This window comes from Haloarcula sp. R1-2 (assembly GCF_011627385.1).
Taxonomy (GTDB): Archaea; Halobacteriota; Halobacteria; order Halobacteriales; family Haloarculaceae; genus Haloarcula; species Haloarcula marismortui.
Map to the genome: position 1 here is coordinate 1,138,313 of NZ_JAANTG010000002.1, position 26,266 is coordinate 1,164,578.

25 protein-coding genes and 1 tRNA gene are annotated in these 26,266 nt (G+C 62.5%); 15 read left to right on the plus strand and 11 right to left on the minus strand.

Features of this window, described 5'->3' with window-relative positions:
• Window positions 1–52: 52 nt before the first annotated feature.
• Both G9C82_RS13900 and G9C82_RS13905 read left to right on the plus strand, forming a co-directional pair.
• Window positions 53–598: a hypothetical protein gene (locus G9C82_RS13900; protein ID WP_127014408.1), complete on the plus strand. Its 546-nt coding sequence runs from the start codon at window positions 53–55 to the stop codon at window positions 596–598.
• Between the two features lie 170 nt (window positions 599–768).
• Entirely contained in the window at window positions 769–1,065 is a 297-nt protein-coding gene (locus G9C82_RS13905) for a hypothetical protein (protein ID WP_004957532.1), read from the plus strand.
• Between the two features lie 52 nt (window positions 1,066–1,117).
• On the opposite strand, the gene gatB is transcribed toward G9C82_RS13905, so the two are convergent.
• A complete protein-coding gene (gatB, locus tag G9C82_RS13910) occupies window positions 1,118–2,635 on the minus strand; it encodes an Asp-tRNA(Asn)/Glu-tRNA(Gln) amidotransferase subunit GatB (protein ID WP_004957529.1) in 1,518 nt (505 codons plus the stop codon).
• A gap of 129 nt (window positions 2,636–2,764) precedes the next feature.
• Between gatB and G9C82_RS13915 the strand changes: the two genes are divergently transcribed.
• The 5 genes from G9C82_RS13915 (at window position 2,765) to G9C82_RS13935 (ending at window position 9,801) form a co-directional block, all read left to right on the plus strand.
• Entirely contained in the window at window positions 2,765–3,514 is a 750-nt protein-coding gene (locus tag G9C82_RS13915) for a DICT sensory domain-containing protein (protein ID WP_347237906.1), read from the plus strand.
• A gap of 111 nt (window positions 3,515–3,625) precedes the next feature.
• A complete protein-coding gene (locus tag G9C82_RS13920) occupies window positions 3,626–3,928 on the plus strand; it encodes a hypothetical protein (protein WP_004957526.1) in 303 nt (100 codons plus the stop codon).
• A 21-nt stretch (window positions 3,929–3,949) separates the two neighbouring features.
• A complete protein-coding gene (gene smc, locus G9C82_RS13925; RefSeq protein ID WP_127014410.1) occupies window positions 3,950–7,537 on the plus strand; it encodes a chromosome segregation protein SMC in 3,588 nt (1,195 codons plus the stop codon).
• Entirely contained in the window at window positions 7,530–8,618 is a 1,089-nt protein-coding gene (locus G9C82_RS13930) for a segregation/condensation protein A (protein ID WP_127014411.1), read from the plus strand. The genes smc and G9C82_RS13930 overlap by 8 nt, the downstream gene beginning before the upstream one ends.
• Window positions 8,619–8,697: 79 nt before the next feature.
• A complete protein-coding gene (locus G9C82_RS13935; protein ID WP_004957520.1) occupies window positions 8,698–9,801 on the plus strand; it encodes a site-2 protease family protein in 1,104 nt (367 codons plus the stop codon).
• Window positions 9,802–9,831: 30 nt separating this feature from the next.
• On the opposite strand, the gene G9C82_RS13940 is transcribed toward G9C82_RS13935, so the two are convergent.
• A complete protein-coding gene (locus G9C82_RS13940; protein WP_007187665.1) occupies window positions 9,832–10,482 on the minus strand; it encodes a hypothetical protein in 651 nt (216 codons plus the stop codon).
• Window positions 10,483–10,530: 48 nt separating this feature from the next.
• Window positions 10,531–10,767, minus strand: coding sequence for a hypothetical protein (locus G9C82_RS13945; RefSeq protein ID WP_127014412.1), 237 nt, complete (start codon window positions 10,765–10,767; stop codon window positions 10,531–10,533).
• Window positions 10,768–10,860: 93 nt separating this feature from the next.
• Here G9C82_RS13945 and G9C82_RS13950 point away from each other — a divergent pair, with 93 nt between their 5' ends.
• Window positions 10,861–11,112 (plus strand): hypothetical protein, encoded by a 252-nt coding sequence (locus G9C82_RS13950; RefSeq protein ID WP_004957510.1) that lies wholly within the window; start codon window positions 10,861–10,863, stop codon window positions 11,110–11,112.
• A 338-nt stretch (window positions 11,113–11,450) separates the two neighbouring features.
• Here G9C82_RS13950 and G9C82_RS13955 read toward each other — a convergent pair whose 3' ends face one another.
• The 3 genes from G9C82_RS13955 to G9C82_RS13965 all read right to left on the minus strand — a co-directional run bounded on the left by G9C82_RS13955 (window position 11,451) and on the right by G9C82_RS13965 (window position 12,793).
• Window positions 11,451–11,696: a hypothetical protein gene (locus G9C82_RS13955; RefSeq protein ID WP_007187664.1), complete on the minus strand. Its 246-nt coding sequence runs from the start codon at window positions 11,694–11,696 to the stop codon at window positions 11,451–11,453.
• A gap of 215 nt (window positions 11,697–11,911) precedes the next feature.
• On the minus strand, window positions 11,912–12,343 hold the full coding sequence (locus tag G9C82_RS13960) for a hypothetical protein (protein WP_007187663.1): 432 nt from the start codon (window positions 12,341–12,343) through the stop codon (window positions 11,912–11,914).
• A 12-nt stretch (window positions 12,344–12,355) separates the two neighbouring features.
• Window positions 12,356–12,793: a pyridoxamine 5'-phosphate oxidase family protein gene (locus G9C82_RS13965; protein WP_127014413.1), complete on the minus strand. Its 438-nt coding sequence runs from the start codon at window positions 12,791–12,793 to the stop codon at window positions 12,356–12,358.
• Window positions 12,794–12,987: 194 nt separating this feature from the next.
• On the opposite strand from G9C82_RS13965, the gene G9C82_RS13970 reads away from it, so the two are divergent.
• Window positions 12,988–13,578, plus strand: a complete 591-nt coding sequence (locus tag G9C82_RS13970; RefSeq protein WP_007187662.1) for a HalX domain-containing protein — start codon at window positions 12,988–12,990, stop codon at window positions 13,576–13,578.
• Between the two features lie 192 nt (window positions 13,579–13,770).
• Here the strand turns inward: G9C82_RS13970 and G9C82_RS13975 are convergent.
• Window positions 13,771–13,915 (minus strand) — tRNA-Met (locus tag G9C82_RS13975).
• 145 nt (window positions 13,916–14,060) lie between these two features.
• Between G9C82_RS13975 and G9C82_RS13980 the strand changes: the two genes are divergently transcribed.
• A complete protein-coding gene (locus G9C82_RS13980) occupies window positions 14,061–15,071 on the plus strand; it encodes a hypothetical protein (protein ID WP_004957470.1) in 1,011 nt (336 codons plus the stop codon).
• 220 nt (window positions 15,072–15,291) lie between these two features.
• Here the strand turns inward: G9C82_RS13980 and G9C82_RS13985 are convergent, their stop codons facing one another.
• Complete coding sequence (locus tag G9C82_RS13985) at window positions 15,292–15,681, minus strand: DUF5830 family protein (protein ID WP_004957467.1); 390 nt, start codon at window positions 15,679–15,681, stop codon at window positions 15,292–15,294.
• A gap of 51 nt (window positions 15,682–15,732) precedes the next feature.
• Between G9C82_RS13985 and G9C82_RS13990 the strand changes: the two genes are divergently transcribed.
• A complete protein-coding gene (locus G9C82_RS13990) occupies window positions 15,733–16,392 on the plus strand; it encodes a TVP38/TMEM64 family protein (protein WP_121303395.1) in 660 nt (219 codons plus the stop codon).
• Here the strand turns inward: G9C82_RS13990 and G9C82_RS13995 are convergent.
• On the minus strand, window positions 16,370–18,946 hold the full coding sequence (locus tag G9C82_RS13995) for a PAS domain S-box protein (RefSeq protein WP_127014414.1): 2,577 nt from the start codon (window positions 18,944–18,946) through the stop codon (window positions 16,370–16,372). The genes G9C82_RS13990 and G9C82_RS13995 overlap by 23 nt on opposite strands.
• Window positions 18,947–18,992: 46 nt before the next feature.
• Window positions 18,993–19,115, minus strand: a complete 123-nt coding sequence (locus tag G9C82_RS20930; RefSeq protein WP_004957459.1) for an HVO_2523 family zinc finger protein — start codon at window positions 19,113–19,115, stop codon at window positions 18,993–18,995.
• 105 nt (window positions 19,116–19,220) lie between these two features.
• Between G9C82_RS20930 and G9C82_RS14000 the strand changes: the two genes are divergently transcribed.
• On the plus strand, window positions 19,221–20,741 hold the full coding sequence (locus tag G9C82_RS14000; RefSeq protein ID WP_127014415.1) for a sulfite oxidase: 1,521 nt from the start codon (window positions 19,221–19,223) through the stop codon (window positions 20,739–20,741).
• 43 nt (window positions 20,742–20,784) lie between these two features.
• On the plus strand, window positions 20,785–21,075 hold the full coding sequence (locus tag G9C82_RS14005; RefSeq protein WP_127014416.1) for a hypothetical protein: 291 nt from the start codon (window positions 20,785–20,787) through the stop codon (window positions 21,073–21,075).
• A gap of 83 nt (window positions 21,076–21,158) precedes the next feature.
• Here G9C82_RS14005 and G9C82_RS14010 read toward each other — a convergent pair whose 3' ends face one another.
• Window positions 21,159–24,257: an adenosylcobalamin-dependent ribonucleoside-diphosphate reductase gene (locus tag G9C82_RS14010; protein WP_127014417.1), complete on the minus strand. Its 3,099-nt coding sequence runs from the start codon at window positions 24,255–24,257 to the stop codon at window positions 21,159–21,161.
• 573 nt (window positions 24,258–24,830) lie between these two features.
• Here G9C82_RS14010 and G9C82_RS14015 point away from each other — a divergent pair.
• Together G9C82_RS14015 and G9C82_RS14020 are read left to right on the plus strand one after the other, a co-directional pair.
• A complete protein-coding gene (locus tag G9C82_RS14015; protein WP_127014418.1) occupies window positions 24,831–25,400 on the plus strand; it encodes a J domain-containing protein in 570 nt (189 codons plus the stop codon).
• A gap of 37 nt (window positions 25,401–25,437) precedes the next feature.
• Entirely contained in the window at window positions 25,438–26,121 is a 684-nt protein-coding gene (locus tag G9C82_RS14020) for a phosphoglycolate phosphatase (RefSeq protein ID WP_004957443.1), read from the plus strand.
• Window positions 26,122–26,266: the final 145 nt, after the last annotated feature.

Sequence of the window (26,266 nt, forward strand, 5' to 3'; positions counted from 1 at the left end):
GCACCACTCATCACTTCGACGCACTCTTGCCACTGCCTCCCCGACTGCCGGTATGGATCGCCGGACGACCAAACTCCTCCGCGGAACCGCCGCCGCACTCGTCTTTGCGACGGCGGCGTTTCACCTCTGGTGGGGACTCCCGCGAAGTATCATCTACGCGCAAGCGATAGAGGGACTGTTCGGCCGGGGGCTCCCGCCGGACCCTCGCCCCTTCCTGTTCGTCGCCTTCGCCGCGGTGTTGCTCGCCGGCCCGTATCTCATTACACGGGGCGTCATCGGCCTGCGGAACGCCTATATCGCCGGGACGCTCCTCATGGTCGCATCCATTGCCGCGTGGGTGTTCTGGCACGCCACCGGCCACGGTGCCTTCCTCGTGGATGGGTTCTCCGCGCCGTCGTCCGGGAGCGGCGGCCACCACGGCGGGAGCACTGCCCTGCTGATACTGGACCATTTCAACACCGAGCCGACCGAGTCCGCGGTCAAAACCCTCGAAGCGCTCGCCGCTGCGATACTCGTCACACTGCTGTGGAAAGACCCTGCGATTATGCCGGGCGAGCGACGTGACAGCGTCGAGTCAAGCACGTCGAGCGAATCGTAGCGCGCAGCTCAGCGTACTGGACAGTAGGATAGCCTTATACGGTAACCACGCCTATAGAGTTCAGGACCGACTCGGCAAGGGAACGGCGGTACCCTGACATTTATTATCAGTAGTGTGTCTCTTGTTATTGGATGGAAACTTCTATCCCGGACGTGATATGGGACACAGGGATGGACCGGGTGTTTGAGGCATTGTTTACCCGCCGTCGTCGAATGATTCTGTTCATGCTGAAGCAGGATAGTCCACGGCAGATTGTCGACTTTCTGCCAAGAAGTGTCGGCGCTCAGAGTACTGAAACTGAACTCCGTCACGATGACTTACCCCGTCTGGCCAGTTTAGCGTACATCAACTGGGACCGAGCGGCCGATGAGGTATCACGAGGCCAGCGATTCGACGAAATAGAACCGATGCTCGAGCTGCTTGAGAACCACGCCGATGAACTGCCGGACAACTGGCCACAGCGATGACTGCAGCAATTCAGGCTCGCCACTGCACCACCAGGCCGAGTAGGACGCTATCTTAGCTCTCCAGTTCCTCGCGCAGCAACCCATTCACGTCACCGGGGTCAGCGCTCCCGCCGGTTTTTTGCATGACCTGTCCGACGAGGAAGTTGATTGCGCCGCCCTCGCCGCTGTGGTAGTCTTCAACGGCGTCGGGATTCTCGTCGATAGCTTCCACGACAGCCTGTTGGACCTCGTCGCCGGAGGTCTTGCCCAGTCCCTCGCGGTCAACGACGGTGTCGGGGTCGTCACCCGTATCGAGCATCTCTCGGAGCACAGTCTCATGGGCGTTTTTGGCCGTAATTTCGTCCTCGGCGACGAGTGCCACGAGCTGGGTCACCTCATCGAAGCGGTCGTCAATGTCGGTGATGGCCATGTCGCGGTAGTTCAGTTCGCCAAGCAGGTTGTCGGCGACCCACGTCGCGGCCAGGTTGGCGTCGAATCGCTCGGCCACGTCCTCGAAGAAGTCCGCGACCTGTTTCGTGCTCGTGAGCTTCGAGGCGGCTTCCTCGCTGAGCCCGTACTCCTCGACGAACCGCTCGCGGCGGGCGTCGGGGAGTTCCGGAATCGGCACCTCGTCTTTCCAGTGGCTAACTCGAAGCGGCGGCAGGTCGGCCTCCCGGAAGTATCGGTAGTCCTTCTCCTCCTCCTTCGAGCGCATCGACACCGTGTTGCCGTGCGTTTCGTTGAAGTGACGGGTCTCCTGTTCGACGGCGCGCCCTGACTGGATGAGTTTTCGCTGGCGCGACGCTTCGAAGGAGAGCGCCTGTTCCGCGCCCTTGTGACTGGAGATGTTCTTGACCTCGGTGCGGTTGGCGTCTTCGAGGACGGACTTGTCGATGTCGCCGTCTTCGCCAACTTCGCTGGCGTCGACCATTGAGAGATTCGCGTCGATGCGGAGACTGCCATCCCGCGTCGCGTCGAACACGCCCAGATACTCAAGCACTTCTTCGAGTTTTTCGAGGAACGACCGGACCTCGCCCGGCGCACGGAAGTCCGGTTCCGTGACGATCTCCATCAGTGGCGTCCCGGCGCGGTTGTAGTCGATGAGCGTGTAATCCGCGCGTTCAATGGAGCAGGTCCGGGACTCAAGCGGGCCCGACCCCTCACGGACGTGTTTGATCGAGCCGGGGTCCTCTTCGAGGTGTGCCCGGCGGATGTCGACGCTGCGGCGCTCGCTCTCGACGGAGAATTCGAGTTCCCCGTCCTGACAGATCGGCGAGTCGTACTGCGTTATCTGGAAGTTTTTCGGGAGGTCGGGGTAGTAGTAGTTCTTCCGGTGGAAGGTGGTCTCCGCCGGGATGTCGGCATCGATAGCCTTGCCGACCTTCACGGCGGCCTCGACCGCTCCCTCGTTGACCACCGGGAGCGCGCCGGGAAGGCCCAGACACACCGGGCAGGTGTGGGTGTTGGGTTCGGCATCGGCCACGTCGGTCGAACAGCCACAGAATATCTTCGTCTCCGTCTCAAGCTGGACGTGGACCTCCAGCCCGATGACGGCCGCGAGTTCGCGGGCTTCGGACGCTTGCGCAGTCATTGTCCGGGATTCGGTGGCGCGTGGCTAAAGGCTAACGACCCCATCCGCAGCAACTCCCCAGCCAGACCTGTATTCACTCTCGATAACGGCCCCGCCAGTTTCAATACGGAGAATCAAATGTGTGGCAGTGTGACGATATCGGCGTTCATCGATACGGCTCCGCTAGCTCGGCGGACGCTCACGGTGTTTAACGACGATGAACCCGAGCCGCTAGTGCGGATGCTCAGGCGGATGGTTGATTCGCCGGCCGTCGAGGTTCAGGCTGGCGAGATGTCGCCAGAATCCCCCGAAAACGCCGTCGTCGTCAAGGACGCCGACGGCACGGAGCTGGCCGTCTCGTCGATCAGTGCGGTCGGCGCGTGCGTGTTGCTCGTCAACTCCGACCTGTATGTCACGGGAACGCGGTCTCTGGACGAGGTCGACACGCCGGCGGCGCTGTTGCACCTCGACGAGGTCCCCTTTACTGTCACGGGCAAGCGGAAGATGCTGCTCATCGAACTCTCGCGGTACATCGAGTCGCTTGGGTGGCAATCCGACGATAACACGCTCCACGCGGGGTTTCAGTACCTCTCCCGGATCGACGACGAGCGCGGGACCCGACGCGTGTATGACCGACTGGCCGACAGCGATACCGACCTGCACCTGTACGGCCTTCCGGACCGTGTCCCCGAACTATCCGAGGACCCTACTATCCATACTGAACCGCGTGACGAGCTCCGGGAGTCCTGGTTCGTCGTCAACACTGACTGTACCGCCGATATGAAGGGAGTCCTCCTCGCTGAACGGACCGGACCGAGCCAGTGGCGCGGCTACTGGTCGTTCGGCGCCGACCACGTCGACGAAATTTCGGCGTACCTCCGGAAGCGCTACTCAACGTGACACAGGCGTACTGTCCGTGCCCTGCGTCTCCCGTCAACTCTGCATAATGTATCACTCGGACTGCCAATGTCTGACGTAGGTATAAGTGTCCACAATGGCTGGGTTACGGATATGTGCGGCAACCGAGTCGAGGAACTCGAAACGCGCGTCAGAGAACTGGAAGCGTCGGTCGAGGGACTGACCGACGAACTCGTCGAATGTAAGGTCCGTATCCGGGAACTCGAAGCCAGCGTCGATGAGGACAACGGATTCAGCGCTGACGAGCCCGACTCGGAGGAATCGGCCGCCACCTCGACGGAGGCCGACACACCTAACACTGAGGATACCAACGAGATTGATAACAGGGAGGAGGCCGAGGCCGCGTCGGAGACCGAGACCGAAGAGGACTCGGAGTCCGACATCATCGTCGCGTAGGGCTGTCGGCTACATCACCGCATGCATATTAAAGAGCTCGTCCTCGACAATTTCAAGAGCTTCGGACGGAAGACCCGAATCCCGTTCTACGAAGATTTTACCACTATCAGCGGCCCGAACGGCTCGGGCAAGTCCAACATCATCGACGCGATTCTGTTTGCACTTGGACTCGCTCGCACCTCGGGTATCCGCGCCGAGAAACTCACTGACCTCATCTACAACCCCGGCCACGCCGACGAAGATGCCGAGTACGACGGCGAACGGCAGGCCAGCGTCGAGGTGATTCTGGCCAACGACGACCGGACGCTGTCCCGTTCACAGGTCGTCAACGCCGCCGGCACTGAAGATGTGGGTGACGTGGACGAGATCGCCATCAAACGCCGGGTCAAGGAGACCGAGGAAAACTACTACTCCTACTACTACATCAACGGTCGCTCGGTCAATCTTTCGGACATTCAGGACCTGCTCGCTCAGGCCGGCGTCACGCCTGAAGGCTACAACGTCGTCATGCAGGGCGACGTGACCGAGATCATCAACATGACCGCCGGCTCCCGCCGGGAGATCATCGACGAGATCGCCGGCGTCGCCCAGTTCGACGCAAAGAAGGCCGACGCCTTCGACGAACTGGAGGTCGTGCAAGAGCGCATCGACGAGGCCGAGCTCCGCATCGAGGAGAAACAGGAGCGTCTTGATCAACTTGAAGACGAACGGGAGACGGCGCTCAAGTATCAGGACCTCCGTGACGAGAAAGAGGAGTACGAGGGGTACCGCAAGGCTGCCGAACTCGAAGACAAGCGCGAGGAACTGACAGCCGTTGAGGAGGCCATCGACGAACTCGAAAGCGAACTCACCGAACTCCAGACGGAACTCGACGAGCGCCAGGGTGCGGTCATCCGACTGGAAGACGAGCTCCACGAACTCAACCAGGAAATCGAGCGCAAAGGCGAGGACGAACAGCTCGCCATCAAGCGCGAGATCGAGGAGATCAAAGGCGACATCTCCCGGCTGGAGGACAAGATCGAGTCCGCCGAGGAAACAGTCGAGGCCGCCGAGAACGAGCGCCGGCAGGCGTTCGTCCAGATCGACCGCAAGCAGGAGACCATCGACGATCTTGAAAGCGACATCCGCGAGACGAAAGTCGCCAAATCCAACGTCAAGGCCGACATCGCGGAGAAGGAATCCGAACTCGCGGAGGTCCAGCAACGAATCGACGAGGTCGGCGAGGAGTTCCAAGAGGTCAAAGACGAACTGGAGGAGAAACGCTCGCGACTGGAGACGCTCAAAAGCGAGAAGAACGACCTCCAGCGCGAGCAGGACCGTCTGCTTGACGAGGCCCGCCGGCGCTCGAACGCCGAGGACGAGAAGCGAGCGGCTATTGAGGAAGCCGAAGCCGAGATCCCCGACCTCGAAGCCGACATCGAGGACCTGCAGACGGAACTGGAGAAAGCGAAACAGAACAAGGCGACTATCGGCGAAGTCGTCGACGACCTCCGGGCCGAAAAGCGGGAGCTCCAGTCTGATCTGGACGACCTCGAAGACGAGATCAGCGCGAAACAGCAGGAGTACGCCCAGCTAGAGGCGAAGGCCGGCGAAGACGGCGACTCCTCGTACGGCCGGGCGGTGACGGCGATTCTCAACGCCGGCCAAGACGGCGTCCACGGCACCGTCGGCCAACTCGGCGGCGTCGACCCCGAGTACGCCACGGCCTGTGAGACGGCGGCCGGCGGGCGTCTCGCCCACGTGGTCGTCGATGACGATAGCGTCGGCCAGCGCTGTATCGAGTACCTCAAATCCCGTAGCGCCGGCCGGGCGACGTTCCTCCCTATCACGCAGATGCAGAACCGCTCGCTGGGGTCTCTGCCCAGCGCCGACGGGGTTATCGACTTCGCGTATAATCTCGTAGACTTCGACCGCGAGTACGCAGGTATCTTCTCGTACGTGCTGGGCGACACCGTCGTCGTCGACAGTATGGACACCGCCCGCGAGCTGATGGGCGACTACCGGATGGTCACGCTTGAGGGCGACCTCGTCGAGAAGTCCGGCGCAATGACCGGCGGCTCCTCCTCGGGCACGCGCTACTCCTTCTCGGGCGGCGCTGGCAAGCTCGAACGGGTCGCCACGCGCATCAACGAACTCGAAGACGAGCGCGCCGACGTGCGCGATGACCTCCGTGATGTCGAGGAGCGCCTTGACGACGCCCGCGACCGCGAGTCCGATGCGACCGAACAGGTCCGGGATATCGAGACGAGCATCGAGCGCAAGCAGACCGCGCTCGAAGACACCCGCGAGCGCATCGAGCAACTGGAAGCGGACCTCGAAGAAATCGCTGACGAGCGCGAGGACGTGGCCGACCAGATGGACGAACTGGAGGCCGACATCGAAGCAAAGACCGAAGAGATAGACGCGCTCCAGCGCGATATCGACGAGCTAGAAGCCGAGGTCGAGGATTCGGAACTACCGGACCTGACCGACCAGCGCGAGTCGATCAAGGACGACATAGACACGCTCGAAGACCGTCAGGGCGAACTCGACGCCGAACTCAACGAGTACCAGTTAGAGAAGCAGTACGCCGAGGAGGCCATCGAGGACCTCCACGACGACATTGAGGCGGCCCAGAACCGCAAGGCCGACCACGAGGAACGCATCGACGACCTCGAAGCGACGGTCGCGGAGAAGCAGGAGCTGAAAGGCGAGAAGGAACAGGCCGTCGCTGACCTCGAAGAGGAACTGGCCGAACTCAAGTCCGAGCGCGAAGACCTGAAAGCCGACCTGCAGGAAGCCAAGGAAGCCCGCGACGAGCAACAGGCCGCGGTCTCCGAAATCGAGCGCGACCTCGAATCTGAGCAGGAAACTCAGGAGCGTCTGGAGTGGGAAATCGATGAACTCGAAGCGCAGGTCGGCGACTACGACCCCGAGGACGTGCCCGACCACGAGACGGTCGAGCAGGAGATTGACCGGCTGGAAACGGAGATGGAGAAACTGGAGCCGGTCAACATGCGGGCTATCGAGGAGTACGACCGGGTCAACGACGACCTGCAGGAACTCGAAGATAAGAAAGCGACGCTGGTCGAAGAGGCCGACGGCATCCGCGACCGCATCGATACCTATGAGGCCCGCAAGAAGGAGACGTTCATGGCGTCGTTCACGGAGATCAACGACCAGTTCCAGAACATCTTCGAGCGGCTCTCGAACGGCACCGGCCATCTCCACCTCGAAGACGAGGACGACCCCTTCGAGGGCGGGCTGACGATGAAGGCCCAGCCCGGCGACAAGCCGATTCAGCGGCTGAACGCGATGTCGGGCGGCGAGAAGTCCCTGACAGCGCTGGCGTTTATTTTCGCCATCCAGCGACACAACCCCGCGCCGTTCTACGCGCTGGACGAGGTCGACGCTTTCCTCGACGCGGCTAACGCCGACCTCGTCGGCGAACTGGTGGACGAACTCGCCGGCGACGCCCAGTTCGTCGTCGTCTCACACCGCTCGGCCATGCTGGAGCGGTCCGAGCGCGCTATCGGCGTGATGATGCAGGGCGACAACGTGAGCGCCGTGACCGGGATCGACCTCAGCGGTGAGGGCGACGGTGATGAGGAGGTTCCGGCTGATGACTAGCGAGGAGCCGACGGAGCAGCGCAACGGAGACTCCTCGGCACAGTCGAGCGGGGAGGGCGAGGCGCGCCCGGAGGAAGCGCCTCGGGGTAGCGAGCGGGGAGCGAATGTGACCCGCGAGCGCAGTGACCCGCGAGACGATGCCGATGACATCCCGCTCAACATCACCGGGCACGAGGACCGCGAGCCGCCAGGTGGCTCGGACGACGCGGCGGCGCTGCTGGGCGACTCCCCCGACCCAGACGACGAGACAACTGCACAGGACAGCCCCGAAAGCGACCGGACGACCGACGAGGACGAGGACGAAGACGTCGAACCGGTCGAAGTGCTGGTCCAGCTCGCGGACGACGGCGAAATCGACCCGTGGGATATCGACGTGGTGCGGGTCACCGACAAGTTCCTCCAGCGTATCGACGACGCGGACCTGCGCACGTCGGGGCGGGCGCTGTTCTACGCGAGCGTCTTGATTCGGATGAAAAGCGACGCGATGCTCGGCGAGGGCGAGACGGAAGAGGAGCCGGCCGAGCCGTGGGAGCAGGCAATGCACGAGGACGCCCCCATCGAGGACCCGGACCCCTTCGCTGCGCTGGAGTCGGAGATGGACCGACGGCTCGAACGCCGCCGCGCCCGCGGGATGCCACAGACGCTCGATGAACTTGTCCGGGATCTCCGCGACGCCGAACGGGAATCGTGGTGGAAGGAGTCCCGCGAGTACGACACCAGCGACTCGCCGAGCGGGTACGACCGCGGGACGCAGGAACTGGACTACCGCGGGGCCGACGACATGCGACTGGACGAGGAACCGTCGGCCGCCGATGTGACTGGAACAGCCCACGCCGAGAACATCGATGACATCATCGCCGACGTGCACGACGCCGTCCGCGAGCAGTACGACCAGGGCCGCGAAGAGGTGCTGTACCGCGAGGTCGACACGGCCGGTGGGTCTCGCGTTGAGACGTTCCTCGGATTGCTCTTTTTAGCTCACCGCGGTCAGGTCCGCCTCCAGCAGGACGACCTCTTTGGGGACCTCTGGATTCAGGACCCCAGCGCCGCGACCGGGTCGGACGAAGCCATCGCAGACTGAGCGAGCCAGTTGGGCGGCTCTACTGTATCCAGTGGGGCCAGCAAACAGGTTCAAACGGGTCGAACCCTAAACGTTGGTAATGGCGACTCAGTCCTCGCCGCCGAAGTTACCTGACCCGGAAGCGCTCGCAGACACGTTCCACGTGTACGAGATCGACAGGACCGCCGAGGACGGCGTCCGGTATTACGGCGAGCCACTGACCGAGTCCGAACAGGTCATCCACCGCATCGCGCCGGCGTTCCGTCAGCGCGGGTACCGCGTCGCGCTCAAGCGGGAGATGGGCGAATGGGTGCTGATTGCCCACGAGCGGTCGCTCGGCGTCGACGGCATCCCGTGGTTGAACGTCGGGCTCGCCGTCCTGACGCTGTTGTCGACGCTGTACGCCGGGACCCGCTGGTACGGGCTGTCCGTGCTCGAAGACCCGACAGCCATGCTCGCGGCGTGGCCCTTCGCCGCGGCCGCACTGGGTATCCTCGCAATTCACGAGTTCGGCCACTACGTCATGAGCCGGTACCACGAGGTTGAGGCGAGCCTGCCGTACTTCCTGCCGTTTCCGAACGTGCTCGGGACGCTGGGTGCGGTCATCAGCATGAACGACCACATCCCCGACCGGAAGGCGCTGTTCGATATCGGCGTCGCCGGCCCGCTGGCGGGTCTCGTTGCGACAGTCGTCGTGACTGCCATCGGTGTGACGCTCCCACCAGTGGAGGTAACTCGCGGCATCGTCACGAACATCGAACTTGGTTACCCGCTGTTGTTGCAGGGTATCGCCGCAGTCATGGGTGAACAGCTTGAGTACGCGAACCCGCAGCTCCTCCCGAACCCGGTCGTCATCGGCGGCTGGGTGGGAGCGTTCGTGACCTTCCTGAACCTCCTGCCAGTCGGCCAACTCGACGGTTCACACGTCGCCCGGTCGCTGTTTGGCGACCGACTGTCCCTGGTCCAGCTCGCCGTCCCCGTCGCCCTGTTTGGACTCGCTGGCTACCTTGTCGCCTTCGAGGGGGGCCGAGCGGCCGGGCTGTGGGCGTTCTGGGGGATTCTGGCGCTGGTGTTCGGCCGGCTCGGGTCGGCAACGCCGCTGGACGAGACGCCGCTGGGACCGGGCCGCTGGGCTGTCGGCCTGCTTACCTTCGTTCTGGGGATGCTCTGTTTCGTCCCGGTGCCGCTCGTCATCACGATGTAGCGCCCGCCGCTCGTTCTCGCCGCAGACGACTCACAGCCCGTACGGGTCGTATTCGGGTCTGTTGTCCGCGTCGGCAGAGAGGTCATATCGCTCCCGGAACTCCGTGAGTAGGTCATCAGCGCCAGCAGTGAACAACACAGCGACGCCATACGGCCGGGAGTACGAGTCAGCATCGGGCGGATCGGGGTCGATGAAAATAGCGTCTGTCGGCGGGTCGCCGATACCGGGGAGTTCGGTCAGCAGTGATTCCATCGGCACGAGCCCGGTGAGCACGCTCGGGACGAACGTGCCGCCGGGCAGCGGCGCGCGCGGCTGCACGAAACACTCCGCGACCGGCTTGCCGTCTTCTTCGAGTACGGCGCTCGCCGGGCGTTCCAGCCCCGGTTCCCAGAGGTCAGCCGCGACTTCGGGGACTTCGGCGTCAACGACGAAATCCATCGCGACGCGGTCACGACGGTCGAACGAAAGCAGCGACCAGGCTTCCTCCGAGTCGTCGGGATCGCCGCCGAGCGTAGCCTCGACGAGATCACCTGTTCGGAGGTCGTCAACTGCCGGCTGTCGTTCGCCGTAGCCGGACTGGTACACGGTGTAGAGCCGCGTTGCATCGGTGTCGAACAGATTGATGTGCGGGACCGCATCGACGACCCGGTAGACCCTGAACACGCCCGTGCGCTCGTCCATACTTTCCCGATGCGCTCCATCGTCAAGACTCCGCGGACTCACCGGCGCTCAGGCAGCCGTCATGAGTTTGAGCCACTTGGTCAGGCAGTCGTCGCTACAGTGGTGGTGGCGCTGTCGTCCGCTGCCTGTATCCAGAACTCCGACGACGAGATGCCAGTCGTCGGCGTACACGTGGCCGCCACAGACCACGCAATCGCGCACCGTCTCGTCGTCCGTCCGTTTCCCGACCGACACGGTCTCGACGTAGTAGGTCCCTCCGAGGGCGTACGGCGTTTCCAGCTCCATCGGCACAGTCTGGGGACTACACACCCCTAAATGACGGGGCAAACCGCCTCGGTCGACACAACATGGAGGTAGCTCCGGCTCCAAGCAACAGGTATGAGTCAATCCACGGATCTCCCGGACCCGGACCCTGAACAGCTCCGCCTGGCCGTCGAACGGTTACTCGACGAGACGGTCGATCGCGACGAGGCACTCCATGTGACGGCCGACGATCTGTCGATTGCCATTCCGATGCGGTTCGGTTCGGACTCCCAACAGGCGACGTGGCGGTTCGACGGCGACGTGACGATATCAGCCGACGGTGTTCGTGGGCCGCTCAGAGAGTGGGTCGACCTCCTCGAAGAATAGCCGGCATCGGAGCCGAAGCGCTCAGAATGCCGCGACGTGGGGCAAAGATCAAATTATAGTGTCCACGCCGAGCGGTCCTGTTCGACGAGGTGCCAGTATGACCGGCGATTTCGGTCGGATCGAGCGAGGACTGTGCGTCGCAGTTACTGTGTCCGCGGCAGTTAGCGGGAGAATCTGGCCAGCGATTCGCCGAGGCCCGGACCGACACCTGCGGTGACTGCTGTTCGGGACGTGTGCACGCGAACGACTACTGGGAGAATGAACGTATGGCCACAGCGGTAATACGGAGTAGCAGGGCACGATATCCACGCTGGTGACCGAAATTGAAGCGTTCCGTTTCAGGCATCTCCTCTGTGTGCGTGGCCGATAAACAGTGTCACGGCGTTGCAGACGACGAGTGCGACGAACGCGACCCGCGTTGCCCCGGAGTTCAGGCCAGTAATTAGCAGCGGGAGATACAGAAACGGGAGCGCAATCGCTGTCCAGAACGCGAAGCCTCGAACGGCGGAGACGAAAGGCTCGTCGAACTCCGGTATAGAGTCATCAAACTGGGCGAGTAATTCGTATGCGGACGAACTTGACATATGGAGGGAACCTATCCACGGCTTCTACTGGAGATAGCTTATAACCTCTAGAGGTTTCCGGCCGTTTCGCTTCGTTTCACGTACAGCGGTCCCCCAATAGTTCATTTTACTACAGGCAGAGCGGCGCGGAGACGTTTTATTAGCTGCGGAGATCTGGTATGACACCTGTGGCACTTCTGATCTCTATGACATTCTCGGTGGACGTGCACGACCGATCACGGTCCGAGTAGTGACACGGTTACGTCGTGTTCTGTATCCGTTAGTGTGGTGCTATCAACGACGTGGTCCGGCAGCGACTCCCGCCACTCGGCGAGTCGTTGCTCGTGGTAGGTCCGATGGCGCTCCACCGAGTACGTCTCGTCGTCCGCGTCCCGGAGCTCGTCAGCGGTGTCGTCAGGCGTTGGATACGACGGTGCGTCTGTAGCCAGTAGCGAGCCGGGCTCGATGAGAATCGGTTCATCGTCGTCGTCGGGCTGGACGACGTGGAGACGCGCCCGCATCCGGCCGCTAAACGGCGGTGTGACGCGCAACACCGTCTCTGACCCGTCCGCAGCCGCTTCGATGGCTGCAACGAGGTCGGTGGCGCTTATCGCGAGTGATTTGATATCTGTCGGGTCGCTGTCCATGGTTGAGTCTGTATGTTCCATTGGTTCAGGCTGTTACATCCGATTGCTGTAGTCCCAGGTGTGGAGTCGGTCGGGCGTAATCGTAATCCGTACCTCGCGGCGGTCGGGTGCAAGCAGTTGGTCGGCCAGTGGTGAGTCGGTCCCGCCGAGATAGCGGTGCAACAACTCGGTGAGAACTGTCTTATCCTCGTCCGCTGTCATCGTCGCTGTTCCGTTGCCTCTGACGCCGCAGTACGGCGGCTCGTTCGTCGAGATTTCGAAGGAGACGCTGGCGTCATAGTTGAGGTAGTCGACAACTGCCGCATCCGCCCCAGTCGCACACTCGAAGACACCGTCAACGAACCGATACCAGAGCGAGAGCATCCAAGGCTTGTCTGCTGGAGTTCGACACCCGAGACGGAGTGGCACAGTTTTGGCGCTGAGAAACTGTTCCATCTCCTCGCTCGTCCACGGTCCGGAGACGGTCACCATACACACAGCCTACGGTCGCCGCTATGTTAACATCTCTGGGATGAGTCACTACATTGTGACAGCACAGTTTCACGAGAATCGACAATAGGACAACCATAGCATTCTCAAAATAGATAATCTGCTGGGTAGCTTTATTTTGCTGTTCAGGAAAGTCACCGAGAGAGCAGTGCGTGAGTCGACAGGAGGGACAACAAGTGCAAAAGCGTGGTGAGACCGAGGAGGCAACGGTGCTCGTCGTTGACGATGAGCAAGATATCGCGGACCTGTATTCGACGTGGCTGCTGACCGCACACGACGTTCGGACCGCACACAGCGGTACTGAGGCGCTCCAGTTAGCCGACGCGTCCGTCGACGTCGTCTTTCTGGACCGACAGATGCCCGACATGAGTGGTGACGAGGTCCTCGACACCATCGCAGAACGGGGTATCGACCCCGCAGTAGTGATGGTGACGGCCGTCGACCCGGACTTCGACATTGTCGAGATGCCCTTCGACGAGTATCTGACCAAGCCGGTCAGCCGCGAGGACCTCCTCGACACCGTCTCGGAGATGCTTATCCGAACCACGTACGACGACCGGGTTCAGGAGTACTTCGCCGTAGCTTCGAAGAAGGCGACACTAGAAACCCAGAAGAACACACCACAACTCGAAGCAAGCGATGAATACCAGACCGTCAACGAGCGGTTCGAAGAACTCCGCCAAAGGGCCGATGCCACGGCCGCAGAGATTGACGATTTCGAGTCCGTATTTCAGCAGTTCCCCGGTAACGGGCTCTCATCTGGCTAATTGCTGGCGATTCTTTTCTCACGGAGCGACAGTAATGCGTCGAGCAGTCGGAGCAAACGTACTGGCGTTTGAGAACAACTCGTTGACGACGCAGTCTGCTTGCTCGGCACACCGCCGCTCGGACTGGTGTAGTGCTGTTCCCGAATCCGAGATAGAGACGCTACTGGCTGCTTGTCGATGTGATCTGGAAAATGCCCGGGGAGGGCTCCGAACCCTCGATCTCCGCATGGCCCAGGTCTGGGGCGTGACGAGCGCCCCGGGGTCATGACGGGTGCACTGCCGCATGAGTCGAAAGACCCTATGAGTGCGGCGCTATGTCCAGCTAAGCCACCCGGGCGCGGGTGCATTCAGCCGTTGGCCGTTAGCCGTCTTGAAGGTTCTCATCTCTGTCGAGACTGTGGTACAGTCCCACGCCGCGAGCGCCTCACCGGCGTTGCTACTCGACCCGCGGATTTAAGCCACCACGCAGGTATGCAGGCAGTATGGAGATACCAGACCTCGTCCAGCAGGAACTCGGGGACGAGGAGATCCGGGGCGGTGTCAACCTCGGCGACGAAGACGCGGCCTGTTTCACACCGACCCGGACGCTCGTCTACCGCGGTGAGGGCCTTCTCAGCGACGAGAAGGTCGCCAGCTATCCGCACGACTTCGAACGGCTCACGGTTTCGGAAGGCCGACGCAAGACCAAATTCTCGCTCATCTACACCAGTGAGAAGCTCGAACTGTCTGTCCCCGGGAGCCGCGCTGATGCCGTCCTCGAACGGTTGCTCGAAGGGAAGCTCACTGTCTCGGGCGGCATCGCCCCCGACGAGAGTCTCGTCGGCGTGTTCCGGTTCAGCGAACTCACGCTGGTGGTTACCGACCGCCAACTGCTCAAGCACATCGGCAACGTCACGTGGGACGCCGACTACGAGGCGTTCTCCTTCGACGACGTGACTGGTCTAGAGTTCGAAGAGGGGAGCGTCGCTACGGCCGTCGTCCTCTCGTTTAACGAGCGGCCAGAACGCATCAAAGCGCCGTCCGAGGAAGCACCAATGGTCCGGAAAGCGCTGGAAGAGGCCCTCTTCGCGTACCACGAAGTCGATTCACTTGCCGACCTCAACGCCAAGGTTGGAGCCGACCCCGACAAGAGTGCTGACGAAGCCGGCAACGGTCTCGGCCTTGAATCTGGCATCGACCCGCTTGTGAGCAACGACGAGGAGGGCGGTGACGATTCCGAGAGTGAGTCCACGAGCGCCAGTACACAGGCTGCGACCGCATCGACCAATGAGCAGGGACCCACCACTGAAGCCCCGACGGAGACACGATCCAGTGACACAGCTGGCATAGACACCGGATCAGTCGAGTCGGACACCACCACAGACCCCGATATCGCTGAACTCGAGGCACAGGTCGCCGAACTGACCGCCGCTGTCGAGGCTCAGAACGAACAGCTCCAGAGACAGGAGCGAACGATCAAACAGCTCATCAAGGAACTCCGGCAGGGTCGCTAAGCCGCCGCGTTCCGCCTTGATGCCCGTCTCGGGAGGCTCGCTATTCTCTGGCCGTTGTCCTCAATGACACGCTGAGACCGTCGCTGCGACAGCAACCGCGCTTTCGCTGCTTGCGGCTCGTTTCGGTCGCCGCTCGCCCACCGAGGGCCACACCCTGGTCACGGGTCGCGCCGCTCCCCGTTCTCAAACCGAGGACCACCCCCTTCTGTCGTGCCCCTCGCTACTCTCTCCCCAACACTTTCCGAATGCACGTCGACCCGAACGGGCCCAGTTCGCCGTCGTCAAACTGGACGAAGTGGGCCGTACTGATAGCTGCACCACAGCGCTGACACGAGAACTCCCCGTCACGGACGACGACATCGCTGTCGAAGTTCACGTACGACCCCTGTGATCGCGGGCGGATAACGCCGTTCTCGCGTTCGATGAGCCCTCGCATCACTGCAGTGTCGAGTATCTCGCGCTGGACCTGTGGGTTGGTCGTCACCGTCTCGATACGGTCGAGGGCGTCGGCGACGGACAGCTCCCCGTGTTCCAGATGGGCGAGTAGTTCGACACCGAGCTCGACCGGGTCTCGCGTCTCGGACACAATCGCCGATTCAACCCCGAGCAACGTAAAAGATACCACAAAGCGTTTGTCGATTGCTACCGCCCACTTGGGTAGATGGACCGCCTCGCGAAGCGACAGCTGATCGGGACCGCCGGACTGGTGGCAGTCGTCGCTATTGTGACGACGCTGCTTACACCCGAGCGGGTGGTGGCCCAGCTGCTGCACCTCGCTGACCACCCTGTCTACCTCGCGGGTGTCATCGTCGGCCTGTATCTGGTCCGCCCGTTCTTCGCGTGGCCGACGATGCCGTTATCTGCGTTCGTCGGGTTCGTCCTCGGGGTCAAGTACGGCTTCCCGGTCGCGCTGATGGGCGCACTCGTCACCTGCCTCATTCCCTACCGATTCGCACTCCGGGCCGGTGAGCAAGGCGGGATGTTCGGCTGGCTTGGGGACTCCGGCCGGCGGATCATCGAGGTGACCGGCGAGACGCGGGGCGTCCTCGCGGCGCGACTCTCACCGGTGCCCGCGGACCCCGTTTCCTATGGAGCCGGGTTCGCTCGCGTCTCGCCGCGTTCGTTCGCTGTCGGGACGTTCCTCGGTGAGATTCCGTGGGTCGCCGTCGAGGTCACCGCCGGCGCGTCACTGCGGTCGCTAACGCTCACTGGCCTCACCGTCGACGCACTCCCGCACGTGCTGCTGTTCTCCGCGGCGCTGGCCGTGCTGGTACTTGCGGGGCCGGCCTACCGCCACGTCAACGCTCCGAACTCGTCGTGAACTCGAACCGCGCGCCGCCGCCGTCGCTCTCTGTCACCGACACTGACCAGCCGTGCGCCTGTGCGACCTCCCCGACGATTGCCAGCCCGAACCCGGTTCCGGTATCGCTTGTGGTGTAGCCCCGTTCGAACACGTCATCTCGCTCTTCCGGCGGAATACCAGCGCCGTCGTCGTCGACATAAAATCCGGTATCCATTGTCCCGACAGAGACTGTGATCGGGGTTGAGGTCGCCGCGCGACACTCCCGCTCCACCGCGTCGTCAGGCTGCGGCTGGTCACTCGCGGACCCATGTTCCACACTGTTTCGGAACAGGTTCTCGAACACCGCACGGAGCCGTGCCGCGTCAGCTTCGACCGTCGCTGTCCCGTGTTTTTCGAGCGTGGCTTCACCGGTTTCGACATCGGCCCAGGCCTGCCCTGCAAGGGCAGCGAGGTCAACCATCGTCGTCTCGCCAACCCTATCGCCCTGTCTGGCAAGTGTCAACAGGTCGTTGATAAGTTCGTCCATCCGGTCGGCCGCGGACTCAGCCGCCTCAAGATGTGAGACATCGCCCGACGTCCGGGCAACCGATATTCGCCCTTTGACCACGTTCAGCGGGTTTCGGAGGTCATGGCTAACGACAGATGCGAACTCCGCGAGCTGTCGTTCCCTGTCTTTCCGGTCGCTGATATCGCGGATGACGCCCGCTGTACCGTTGAACTCCCCGTCTACGGCTGGAAGCAACGCGATATGGATCTCGATAGGGGTGTGATCCCCATTCTGATCGACGATATCCGTTTCGAAGGTCACGTTCTGCCGGGTCGGGTCGGACAGCATGGTCCGGATGAGGTCGCTGCCGCGGTCGATGTCCTCGCCAGCCATAATCGTAGAGATGTGCTCGCCGATGAGAGCGTCCGGTTCGAACCCAGTCAGTCGCTCGATCGCCTCGTTCACGTAGGTGAACACGCCCTCCTCGTCAAGGGTGTACACCGGGTCGCCGACGGCCTCGATAATCGTCTCATAGCGTTCGAGTTCTCGCTTGCGCTGTTTTCGCTCTGTTGTCTCACGCATCACACCGACTGACCCGTCGAAGTTCCCGTCCTTATCGAACAGTGGTGCGATCCTGTCTTCGTTGATCCGGACCGTCCCGTCAGCCGATATCGTCCGCACCTCGTAGGCAGCCCACGTTCGCTCGTCGTCAAGTAGGTCATGGATGAGTTCTGTCGCCTTCTCGACATCCGCGTCGGGCATGAACCGGGCTGGCTCCGAGCCGACGATTTCCGAGCGGTCGTATCCCAGATGGGCTGCCATCGCCTCGTTCACCATCTCTACTGTCCCGTCCCTGTCGAGGACGTACATCGGGTCCCCAACGTTTTCGACCAGCGTTCGGTATTCTCTGAGTTCCCGCTCCCGGCGCTTCCGCTCGGTGATGTCCCGACCGATGCCGGCAATCCCGAACAGGTCGCCGCGCTCGTCTTCGATGAGCGTCCCTCGAAATTCGTACTGGAGCCGCTCGCCGTCAGCCGTTTCAATGCCTGCCTCGATTGTTCCGTATCCGCTTTCCAACGTCTCGTTGAATATCCGCCATAGTTTTTCGTGGTCAGAATCCACAATGAGGTCGTCAATTCCCATCGACGCTAATTTCTCGTTGGTGTAGCCGGTCACTGACTGGACAGTGTCGTTCCACCGGACCAGACTCCCGTCGGTGCCAACCACGTAGAACATATCGTCGACAGAGTCGATGAGCTTCTCGGTAAATGCCCGTTGATCCGCGAGCTCCCGTTCACGCTCCTCGCGCGCAGTCACGTCGGTGATGAACCCTTCGAGGATTTCGACGCCATTGTCGTCAGTGTCAACGACACGCCCACGCTCCCACATCCAGCGGGTCTCACCGTCGGCCGTCTCGATCTGGTAGGAGACCTCGAACGGTTCGCCGGCGGCAATACAGGTCTGGACCGTTTCCCAGAGACGCTCCGTTTCGGAGTCCTTGATCAGCGCACCCCAGGAGACATCGCCACGTTCGAACGCCTCCGAACTGTAGCCGACTAGCTCCGCTGCACCGTCGCTAACGAACTCCATCGGCCAATCAGGCTCGTTCCGGGCGCGATACACCATCCCCGGCAGATTCGAAATGAGCGTCGACAGCATTCGCTCGGACTCTTCGAGCGCGGTCTTGGCCCGTCGTTCCTCGACAGCCCGCTCGATACGGTTGGCAAGCACGGCGTACTGGTCTGTCCCCATCCCTTTCTGGAGGTATTCGGTGACACCGGCTGAGATAGCATCACTCGCGATTTCCTCGTTTCCTTTGCCAGTAAAGAGAATAAACGGGAGTTCCTCGTACTCCTCGCGAACGACCTTCAGAAATTCGAGCCCGCCCATGCCCGGCATATCGTGATCGCTAACGACACAGTCGAACGTGTGCTCAGACAATCGTTCTAACCCAGCGGCCGCACTTCGCTCGGTACAGACAGAGAGGTTGCCGTGCGTTCGTTCCAGGTGGACCGCAACGAGATCGCCAAGGTCGGGGTCATCGTCGACGTGCAGCACCGAAATCTCTTCCCCGTGACCACTCATACCACTTCTTTCGTTGTTCCAAGCTAATAAACCCGCGAGCGTATCGTCAGTAGAACGTGTCAGCGCAGTCATACACGACGCCGTGCTCCGGACAGACGTACTTGCAGTGTCGGTGGTACATTGCCCGCTCACAGCGCGGACACGGCCGACCGCCGGGCTGCTCGTCCATGATTCTGTAGAGCAGCCCCGCTCGCTTGTGTCTTCCGGAGTTTCGGAACGGATTCTAGCCGAAATTGGAACAATCCCTTTTGCGGGGTAGGCCGTCGGTTCAGCCATGACTGACGACCTCCTCGACTCGCCCGGCGGTCGGCTGCTGGTCAGCGTCGCCGCAGCTATCGCGGGCCTGGCCGGGTCCTACGCGGTGACCGGCTACGCGCCTGCGTTCATCGCCTCACCCGTTGAGCGGGCACTCGCGCGGTCGATGCCCGGCATCATCGTCTCGACTGCCATCTCGACGCTCGGCAGTCTCGGCCAACAGCTCAATCTCCTGCTCGCCATCGGACTTGCGGGGCTGTTCATCGCACTGGCGGCCAGGGCAGCCATCCTCACCGGCCAGCTGGCGAACAATCGTGCCCTCCCGGTCGTCGGAACGGCTGTCGTAACGTGGGCTGTCAGCATCGTTCTCACCGGCGAAGTCGTCCTTGCCGCTGGCCCGGCGGTCCCCGCCGCCGCCGTCGTCGGCCTTGCGCAACTCCTCGACGGATTCGGTGGCTCGGTGTCACCGATATCCTCGAAACGACGGCGAGCGCTCTCGACGGTCGGCGCGGCCATCGGCGCGGCGACGGTCGGCTACGCGGCTGGCAACCAGCGGTCGGTCGTCGCGACGGGTGACGATGCGCCCGTGCTGAATGCGCCGGGGGCGGACCTCGACGATGTCGACGAGAAGCTCGCCGTCGCAGCGGAGTCATCGCTGGGCTTTGGCGACATAGACCCGCTGGTCAGCGAGAACTTCTACGAGGTCGACATCAACTCCATCGACCCGCAGATCTCGGCCGCGGACTGGTCGCTCTCTATCACCGGCGCTGTCGAAGAGGAGGTCACGCTCGACTATGAGGATATCATAGAGATGGATGCCGAAAACCGGTTTGTTACGCTTCGTTGCGTGGGGGAGAGCCTCAACGGCTACAAGACGGATAACGCGCTATGGACCGGCGTTCCCGTCGACAGCCTGCTCGAAGAAGCCGGCGTCCAGAGCGGCTGTGAGTGCGTCATGCTCCGGGCCGAAGACGACTACTACGAGGAGTTCCCCATCGACGCGCTCCGGGGCGGGATGCTCGCCTACGGGATGAACGGAAAGATACTCCCGCGCGGCCACGGCTACCCCGTCCGAGCGCTGGTCCCCGGCCACTGGGGCGAGGTCAACGTCAAGTGGCTCTCGGAAATCGAGGTGCTGGACGAGGAGGCCGACGGCTACTGGGAGAAACGCGGTTGGCAGGGGACCGGACCGGTGAATCCGGTCGCTAAACTCCACCACGAATCGATGCTTTCGGACGGCCGCCGACGTATCGGCGGCCCTGCTTACGCCGGCCTGCGCGGTGTCAAGCGCGTCGAAGTCTCCACCGACGGCGGCGAGACGTGGGCGGACGCGACGCTCTCGGACCAACTGCCCGCAGCCAGCGGCGACGGCCCCGCCGCGGACGCCTGGCGGCAGTGGGAGTACACTTACGACCCACCGTCCAGCGGCCACACCGTCGTCGTCCGAATGGTCGACCAGCGCGGCGAGGTGCAGCCGGAAACAGAGACCGACTCGTATCCCAGCGGTGCCTCGGGCTGGGTCTCCAAACAGTACTCATAGTGCAAAGCGAGCGGCACATACCGCTGTAGTCGCTACTGTGCGTATGGACGAGACGATTGCGGGCGAGGTCATTCACGTCGTGGAGCCGGCCGACCACGAGGACTACGACTTCGAGCCCAAGATGGCGTCGCTCGCGGACTCACGCTACGTCATCGTCTGCCGCAAGGGCGGGAAGCCGTCGTGGCTCGAACGGATTGCGGCATTTCTCCGCCGCCAACCCATCGAGCCAGTGACGCTTGTCGCAGACTCGGCAGCCGAAGAAGGGACAGAAATCACCGCGACTGTCGAGGAAACGACGATTACCGGCGTGTACGACGTGACGGAATTCCGGTAGCCGGCTCTCAGCGAGTCAGCGCACAGCGAAAAAACGGGCTTCAGGCGCGGCGAAATCCGAATCCGCGTCTCAGGCGGCGGCGTTCAGCACTCGGACCAGCCACAGGACTCGCAGGTCTTGCAACCCTCTGAGTAGTACAGCGACAGCGAGCCACAGTCAGGACACTCCGGGCTCTCGCCGGCGTCGATGATGTCCTGCTGGTCGCCACCCGCGTCGGCTGCGGCGGCCGCGCCGCCGTCGGTCTGGGTCTGCGTGGCGGCCTCGCCTTCAGCTTTTTCGGCGGTTTCCTCTAGTGTGGTCTGGTCGGGGTAGGCCTTGTCGACGTCGCCGTCGAGGTAGCGACGCAGGGCCGTGCCGATGGCGTCCGGGATGGACTGGATCTGCTCGCCCTTGTCCCAGGCGACCTTCGGCGACCGGATACCCTGCAGTTCGTCGGCGATCTCTTCGGGGTCGACGCCCGAGCGCAGCGCCGTCGAGATGGTCTTGGCCAGCGCCTCGGTGAAGGAGGCGGTGAAGCCACCGGAGTTGCCGATGTTGGCGAACAGCTCGAACGGCCGGTCGGCTTCGGGATCCTCGTTGATGTTGACGTAGAGCTTCCCGTAGCCGGTGTCGATGCGCTGTGTCACGCCGTGGAGCACGTCCGGCCGGGTCTGCTTCTCAGCGTACTCGGCGTCCCCGTCGGCGACACCCAGCACCTGCTGGATGGAGTCGTCGATGGCGGCCTGAACGGCCTCGTCCTCGAGGAAGCCTTCGATGCCGCCGAAGACCTCCTCGATCTGGGCGACGATCTCGTCGGCGTCCATGTCCGAGAACTCCGTGTTCTGGGCGCGCGTGGTCAGCACCTGCTTGCTGCGGGTACCGTCGCGGTAGTAGGTGACGCCCTTGCCGCCGTGGTCGTAGATGTACTCGAACACTTCGGCGGCGTCCTCTGTCGTGGAGTCGTTCGGGGCGTTGACCGTCTTCGAGATGGCGGAGTCGACGCCCTCCTGACAGGCTACCTGAATACCCGCGTGCTGCTTCGCCGAGAGGTCGCCGGTGGTGACGAACAGCTCGCCGATGGCGTCGGGCACGGTCGTCAGCCCGTCGACGCCGTCGAACTCGTTGTTGGCCATCTGCTCCTGAGCCTCCTGCTTGACGGCCTCGACGTCGATGTCGTTGTCCTCCAGCGCGCGGAGGAAGTAGTCGTCGAACTCAACGAGCATCTCGTCGCCCTGCACGTCGTCGGAGACGTTCTTGTAGTAGGCGACGTTGTAGATGGGCTCACACCCGCCGGTGGTGTTGCCAATCATCGAGGTCGTCCCGGTCGGGGCGATGGTCGTCGTGTTGTGGTTGCGGATCGGGTAGCCGTCTTCCCAGTCCGCCGCGTCCTCGCCGGTCTGCTTCTCAAACCAGTCGGAGTAGTCTGTCGGGTTCGCGTACTTGGAGTTCTCCCACTCAGTGAAGACGCCCCGTTCCTCGGCGAGTTCGTGGCTCGCGGCCTTGGACCCGTGGTTGATATGGCGCATCGTCTGGCGGGCGATCTCGTTGGCCTCCTCGGTCCCGTAGGCGACGCCGAGCTGGATGTACAGCTGGGCCAGCCCCATGATACCGAGGCCGATTTTGCGCATCTCCCGGACCTTCTGTTCGATCTTCTCGACCGGGAAGTCCGACATCGTGACAACGTTTTCGAGGAAGCGGGTCCCGAGTTCGATGCGTCGGTCGAACTCGTCCCAGTCGATCGCTTCTTCGAGGAACGCGTCGATAGCCGCGTCAATCGAGTCGTACTCGTCCGCGTGGGCCTCCGACCAGACGCGCCAGTCCGGCGCGTCCGTGGCGGCCAGCGTCGAGAGGTTGATGTGGCCAAGGTTGCAGGCCTCGTACTCTTCGAGTGGCTGTTCGCCACACGGATTCGTGGCGAGGATCTCGTGGTCGGGGTGCTCCTCCACGTCGAAGGAGTGCTGCTTGTTCACCCGTTCGAGGTAGATAACGCCGGGTTCGCCGTTCTCGTGCGCGCCCTCAACGATATCATCCCAGAGTTCCTCGGCCGGGATCGAGAGTTCCTCGCCGACCTCGACGTGCTCGCCGAGGCCGAACATATCGTACAGCTCTTTCGTCTCCTCAGTGACGATGTGGGCGTCACCCGTTCGAGGGTTCGTGAAGGTGAATTCCTCGCCGGCCTTCAACGCCTCCATGAAGTCGTCGGTGACGCCGACGGAGATGTTGAAGTTCGACAGGTGACCCTCGACGGCGTTGCGGAGGTGCTTTGGCACCTGTCCGTCGTCGTCGATGAGTTCCCGTGCTTCCTCCAGCGCCTCTGCGAAGGAGTTGTGCGTGAAGTCGTCCGGGTCGTTCAGGCGCAGCGTCTCGGCGAGTGAGACGTCCTTGTTCTTGGCGTGGATAAACTGGATGACATCCGGGTGGGAGACGCGCATGACACCCATCTGTGCGCCACGGCGGGCGCCGCCCTGCGCGATGGTCTCGCACATCTGGTCGTAGGTCCGCATGAACGTGATGGGACCGGAGGCGATGCCGCCGGTCGAGCCGACGGGGTCGCCGTACGGGCGAAGCTTCCAGAACGCATAGCCCATGCCACCGCCGGACTGGAAGACCTGCGCGGCCTCCTTGGCGGTCTGGTGGATGTCGTCGATGTCGTCACCCGGTGAGTCGACGAAACAAGCAGACAGCTGCTGGAGTTCGTCGCCGGCGTTCATCAGCGTCGGCGAGTTCGGCATGAAGGAGAGCTGCTCCATCTGCTCTTGGAAGGCGTTGGCGGTCGATTTGACGTGGTCGCGGACACCTTCGGGCAGTTCCGGCACGACCGTCTCGTAGGCAAACTTGTTGACGTTGTAGACAGAGAGTTCGGTCTCGACGTCGTCGTCGACGGACGTTCCTTTGCCGAACACCTCGTCGGCGAGTTCGTCGCGGCGCGGGTGGTCGGGCTTCAGCTGGTCCGGCGAGACGTGTACGTCGACGTCCTGCTTGTTGGCCTCGAACACAGCTTCAGCGAGCGCGATGTTCTTTGCGACACGGTCAAAGAGGTCTTCGGGTCCCTCGATGAGGTCCCCGTTGGCATCCTTCCGGAGGTAGCGAGCCGGGAGGATGTTGTGGTAGGCATTGCCTGTGAGTCGCTCTTCGATAGTGTCACCGTCGGTACGTTTGATCGGGAGCGTAATCTCGTCAGCGGAAAGGTCGCTGTTACTCATCGCCCGCTCCTCCTCCCGACAGCGGCCGTCTGTCGGTCGATACCCCTCGTCGTAGCTACCCGTGATCCTGTCATTTCTGGCGGCGAATACGTAGTCATCGATAGCGTTTAATCCTTCTTGTCTGCGATTCGGCGGCGGCCGTAGCAATCTCCGGAGTCGTGGCTACGGTGCTCGACGAACTGTGCTGGTGACGCGTGAAACGATAGCCGCGTACAACGGAATAGATGCCGTCGGTTCTTCTTAATACTGTCTAGACCGAGGTGAAAGTGAAAATCCGACCCCGTGAATCACCAGACGTGAGCGAGATATCCAGTAGAAACTGGTGGGGGTTTGCGTGTGGTGATAAACACCTACTAACAGTGCGTAGGGAGGTACTGAGGCTGTGTCAGACACGCTGCCGTGGTGCGGTTTTGGCAAAACAGGTCTGTCAGTCCGTTGGTGTCGATATCGTGTGGTTCCGTTCTGTTCCGGTCCTGTATCATCCGGGAATGTGCCCGCTATCTAGTTCGAAAACGGACTGGATGGACGGCGAGAGGCGGGACGCTTACAGGTCTGTGGACCGAAGGAACGTGCGTGCAGTACGATGGGCTCACCAAGGGAATCGCGGTGGTGTTCGGAGGCCTGACAGTCGTCCTGACGGCGGTGGGTCTCGTGATCAATCCTGCGGTGCTCTTCCTGGCGCTCATGTTCGGGGTGTCGACGTATTTCATGTACTACCACCTCAGCGGGAAGATGGCTGCGAGCCTCTACGAGCGGGTTGAGCGACAGGCGGCACAGAACACGGGGAACGCCCGCCGTGGGGGGTTCGAGGCTGGCCCGCGGGAGGAATGGGAACCACCGCGGGACGGCCGCCGGGCGCGCCGTTCGCAAGCGACCCAGGGCGGCCAACGCCGTGGGCAGGGGCGGCAACGGCAGCGCCGCCAGCAAGCGGGTGGCCGGCAGCGCCGACAGCGCGTCCAGTCGTCGGGACCGAGTCCGGCGGAGGCCTACAAGCGGTTAGGCCTCGACCCGGACGCCGACCAGAGTACTATCAAACGAGCCTACCGCGAGAAAGTCAAAGAGGTCCATCCCGACACCGACAGCGGGAGCGAGAGGGAATTCAAGCAGGTGCAAGCGGCCTACGAGACGCTAACTGACGACTGACCGCAACCCACATATCCGACGCTCCGAACCCGAACGTATGGACAGCGACACACCTCCCCTTATCGTGGATATCGATGGGACACTGACCGACGAGAGCCGCGCGCTTGACCCTCATGTCATACCGGTCCTCCGCGAGTGGCCCGCACGTGTCGTCATCGCGACTGGGAAAGCGATGCCGTTCCCGATTGCGCTCTGTGAGTTTCTCGGCCTCGAGCGGACAGTCGTTGCCGAGAACGGCGGCGTCGTGTTCGTCGAAGCCACCGATGAACTCAGATTGGAAGGCGACCATGAGGCGGCGCTGGCGGTCGGCGAATCCTATCGCGACCTAGGTCACGACCTCGGCTTCGGACAGATAGACCTTGCAAACCGTTGGCGCGAAACGGAACTCGTTGTCTCGCTCGACCAGCCGCTCGAACCGCTGGAAGAACTGGCCGCGGCACGCGGGCTCGTCGTCCTCGATACCGGCTTCGCCTACCACGTCACAGACCCTGTCGTCGACAAGGGGACTGGGCTCGAAGCGGTGTGTTCGGAGTTGGATCTGGACCCGGCAGAGTTCCTGGCGGTCGGCGACTCGGTGAACGACGCACAGATGTTCGACTTGGCCGGTGAAGCCGTAGCCGTCGCCAATGCCGATGAAACGGCGCTCGAACGGGCCGACCGGGTGACTGATGCGAGCTATGGCGATGGCTTCCTCGAAGCGGTCGCGCCGTATCGAGACTGAGGCACTGGTTTCGAAAAGCACGGTACGCGGTCGCCGGTCTGCTGATACCACGTACCGGGTTGGCTTCGCTGCGTAAGTCAACGACCACTCTACGCAGTATGTCGTGACGGTGTCTCTCTTTTTGACCGGCCCGTCTGTACTGACC

Coding starts and splice junctions, on each gene's coding strand:
- G9C82_RS14005 (WP_127014416.1), top strand. CDS start 20,785: ATGGACGAGACGATTGCGGGCGAGGTCATTCACGTCGTGGAGCCGGCC.
- G9C82_RS13930 (WP_127014411.1), top strand. CDS start 7,530: ATGACTAGCGAGGAGCCGACGGAGCAGCGCAACGGAGACTCCTCGGCA.
- G9C82_RS13965 (WP_127014413.1), bottom strand. CDS start 12,793: ATGGTGACCGTCTCCGGACCGTGGACGAGCGAGGAGATGGAACAGTTT.
- smc (WP_127014410.1), top strand. CDS start 3,950: ATGCATATTAAAGAGCTCGTCCTCGACAATTTCAAGAGCTTCGGACGG.
- gatB (WP_004957529.1), bottom strand. CDS start 2,635: ATGACTGCGCAAGCGTCCGAAGCCCGCGAACTCGCGGCCGTCATCGGG.
- G9C82_RS13995 (WP_127014414.1), bottom strand. CDS start 18,946: ATGAGTGGTCACGGGGAAGAGATTTCGGTGCTGCACGTCGACGATGAC.
- G9C82_RS14000 (WP_127014415.1), top strand. CDS start 19,221: ATGACTGACGACCTCCTCGACTCGCCCGGCGGTCGGCTGCTGGTCAGC.
- G9C82_RS13940 (WP_007187665.1), bottom strand. CDS start 10,482: ATGGACGAGCGCACGGGCGTGTTCAGGGTCTACCGGGTCGTCGATGCG.
- G9C82_RS13955 (WP_007187664.1), bottom strand. CDS start 11,696: ATGTCAAGTTCGTCCGCATACGAATTACTCGCCCAGTTTGATGACTCT.
- G9C82_RS14020 (WP_004957443.1), top strand. CDS start 25,438: ATGGACAGCGACACACCTCCCCTTATCGTGGATATCGATGGGACACTG.
- G9C82_RS13960 (WP_007187663.1), bottom strand. CDS start 12,343: ATGGAACATACAGACTCAACCATGGACAGCGACCCGACAGATATCAAA.
- G9C82_RS13920 (WP_004957526.1), top strand. CDS start 3,626: ATGTGCGGCAACCGAGTCGAGGAACTCGAAACGCGCGTCAGAGAACTG.
- G9C82_RS13905 (WP_004957532.1), top strand. CDS start 769: ATGGACCGGGTGTTTGAGGCATTGTTTACCCGCCGTCGTCGAATGATT.
- G9C82_RS20930 (WP_004957459.1), bottom strand. CDS start 19,115: ATGGACGAGCAGCCCGGCGGTCGGCCGTGTCCGCGCTGTGAGCGGGCA.
- G9C82_RS13990 (WP_121303395.1), top strand. CDS start 15,733: ATGGACCGCCTCGCGAAGCGACAGCTGATCGGGACCGCCGGACTGGTG.
- G9C82_RS13980 (WP_004957470.1), top strand. CDS start 14,061: ATGGAGATACCAGACCTCGTCCAGCAGGAACTCGGGGACGAGGAGATC.
- G9C82_RS13945 (WP_127014412.1), bottom strand. CDS start 10,767: ATGGAGCTGGAAACGCCGTACGCCCTCGGAGGGACCTACTACGTCGAG.
- G9C82_RS13935 (WP_004957520.1), top strand. CDS start 8,698: ATGGCGACTCAGTCCTCGCCGCCGAAGTTACCTGACCCGGAAGCGCTC.
- G9C82_RS14010 (WP_127014417.1), bottom strand. CDS start 24,257: ATGAGTAACAGCGACCTTTCCGCTGACGAGATTACGCTCCCGATCAAA.
- G9C82_RS13900 (WP_127014408.1), top strand. CDS start 53: ATGGATCGCCGGACGACCAAACTCCTCCGCGGAACCGCCGCCGCACTC.
- G9C82_RS13950 (WP_004957510.1), top strand. CDS start 10,861: ATGAGTCAATCCACGGATCTCCCGGACCCGGACCCTGAACAGCTCCGC.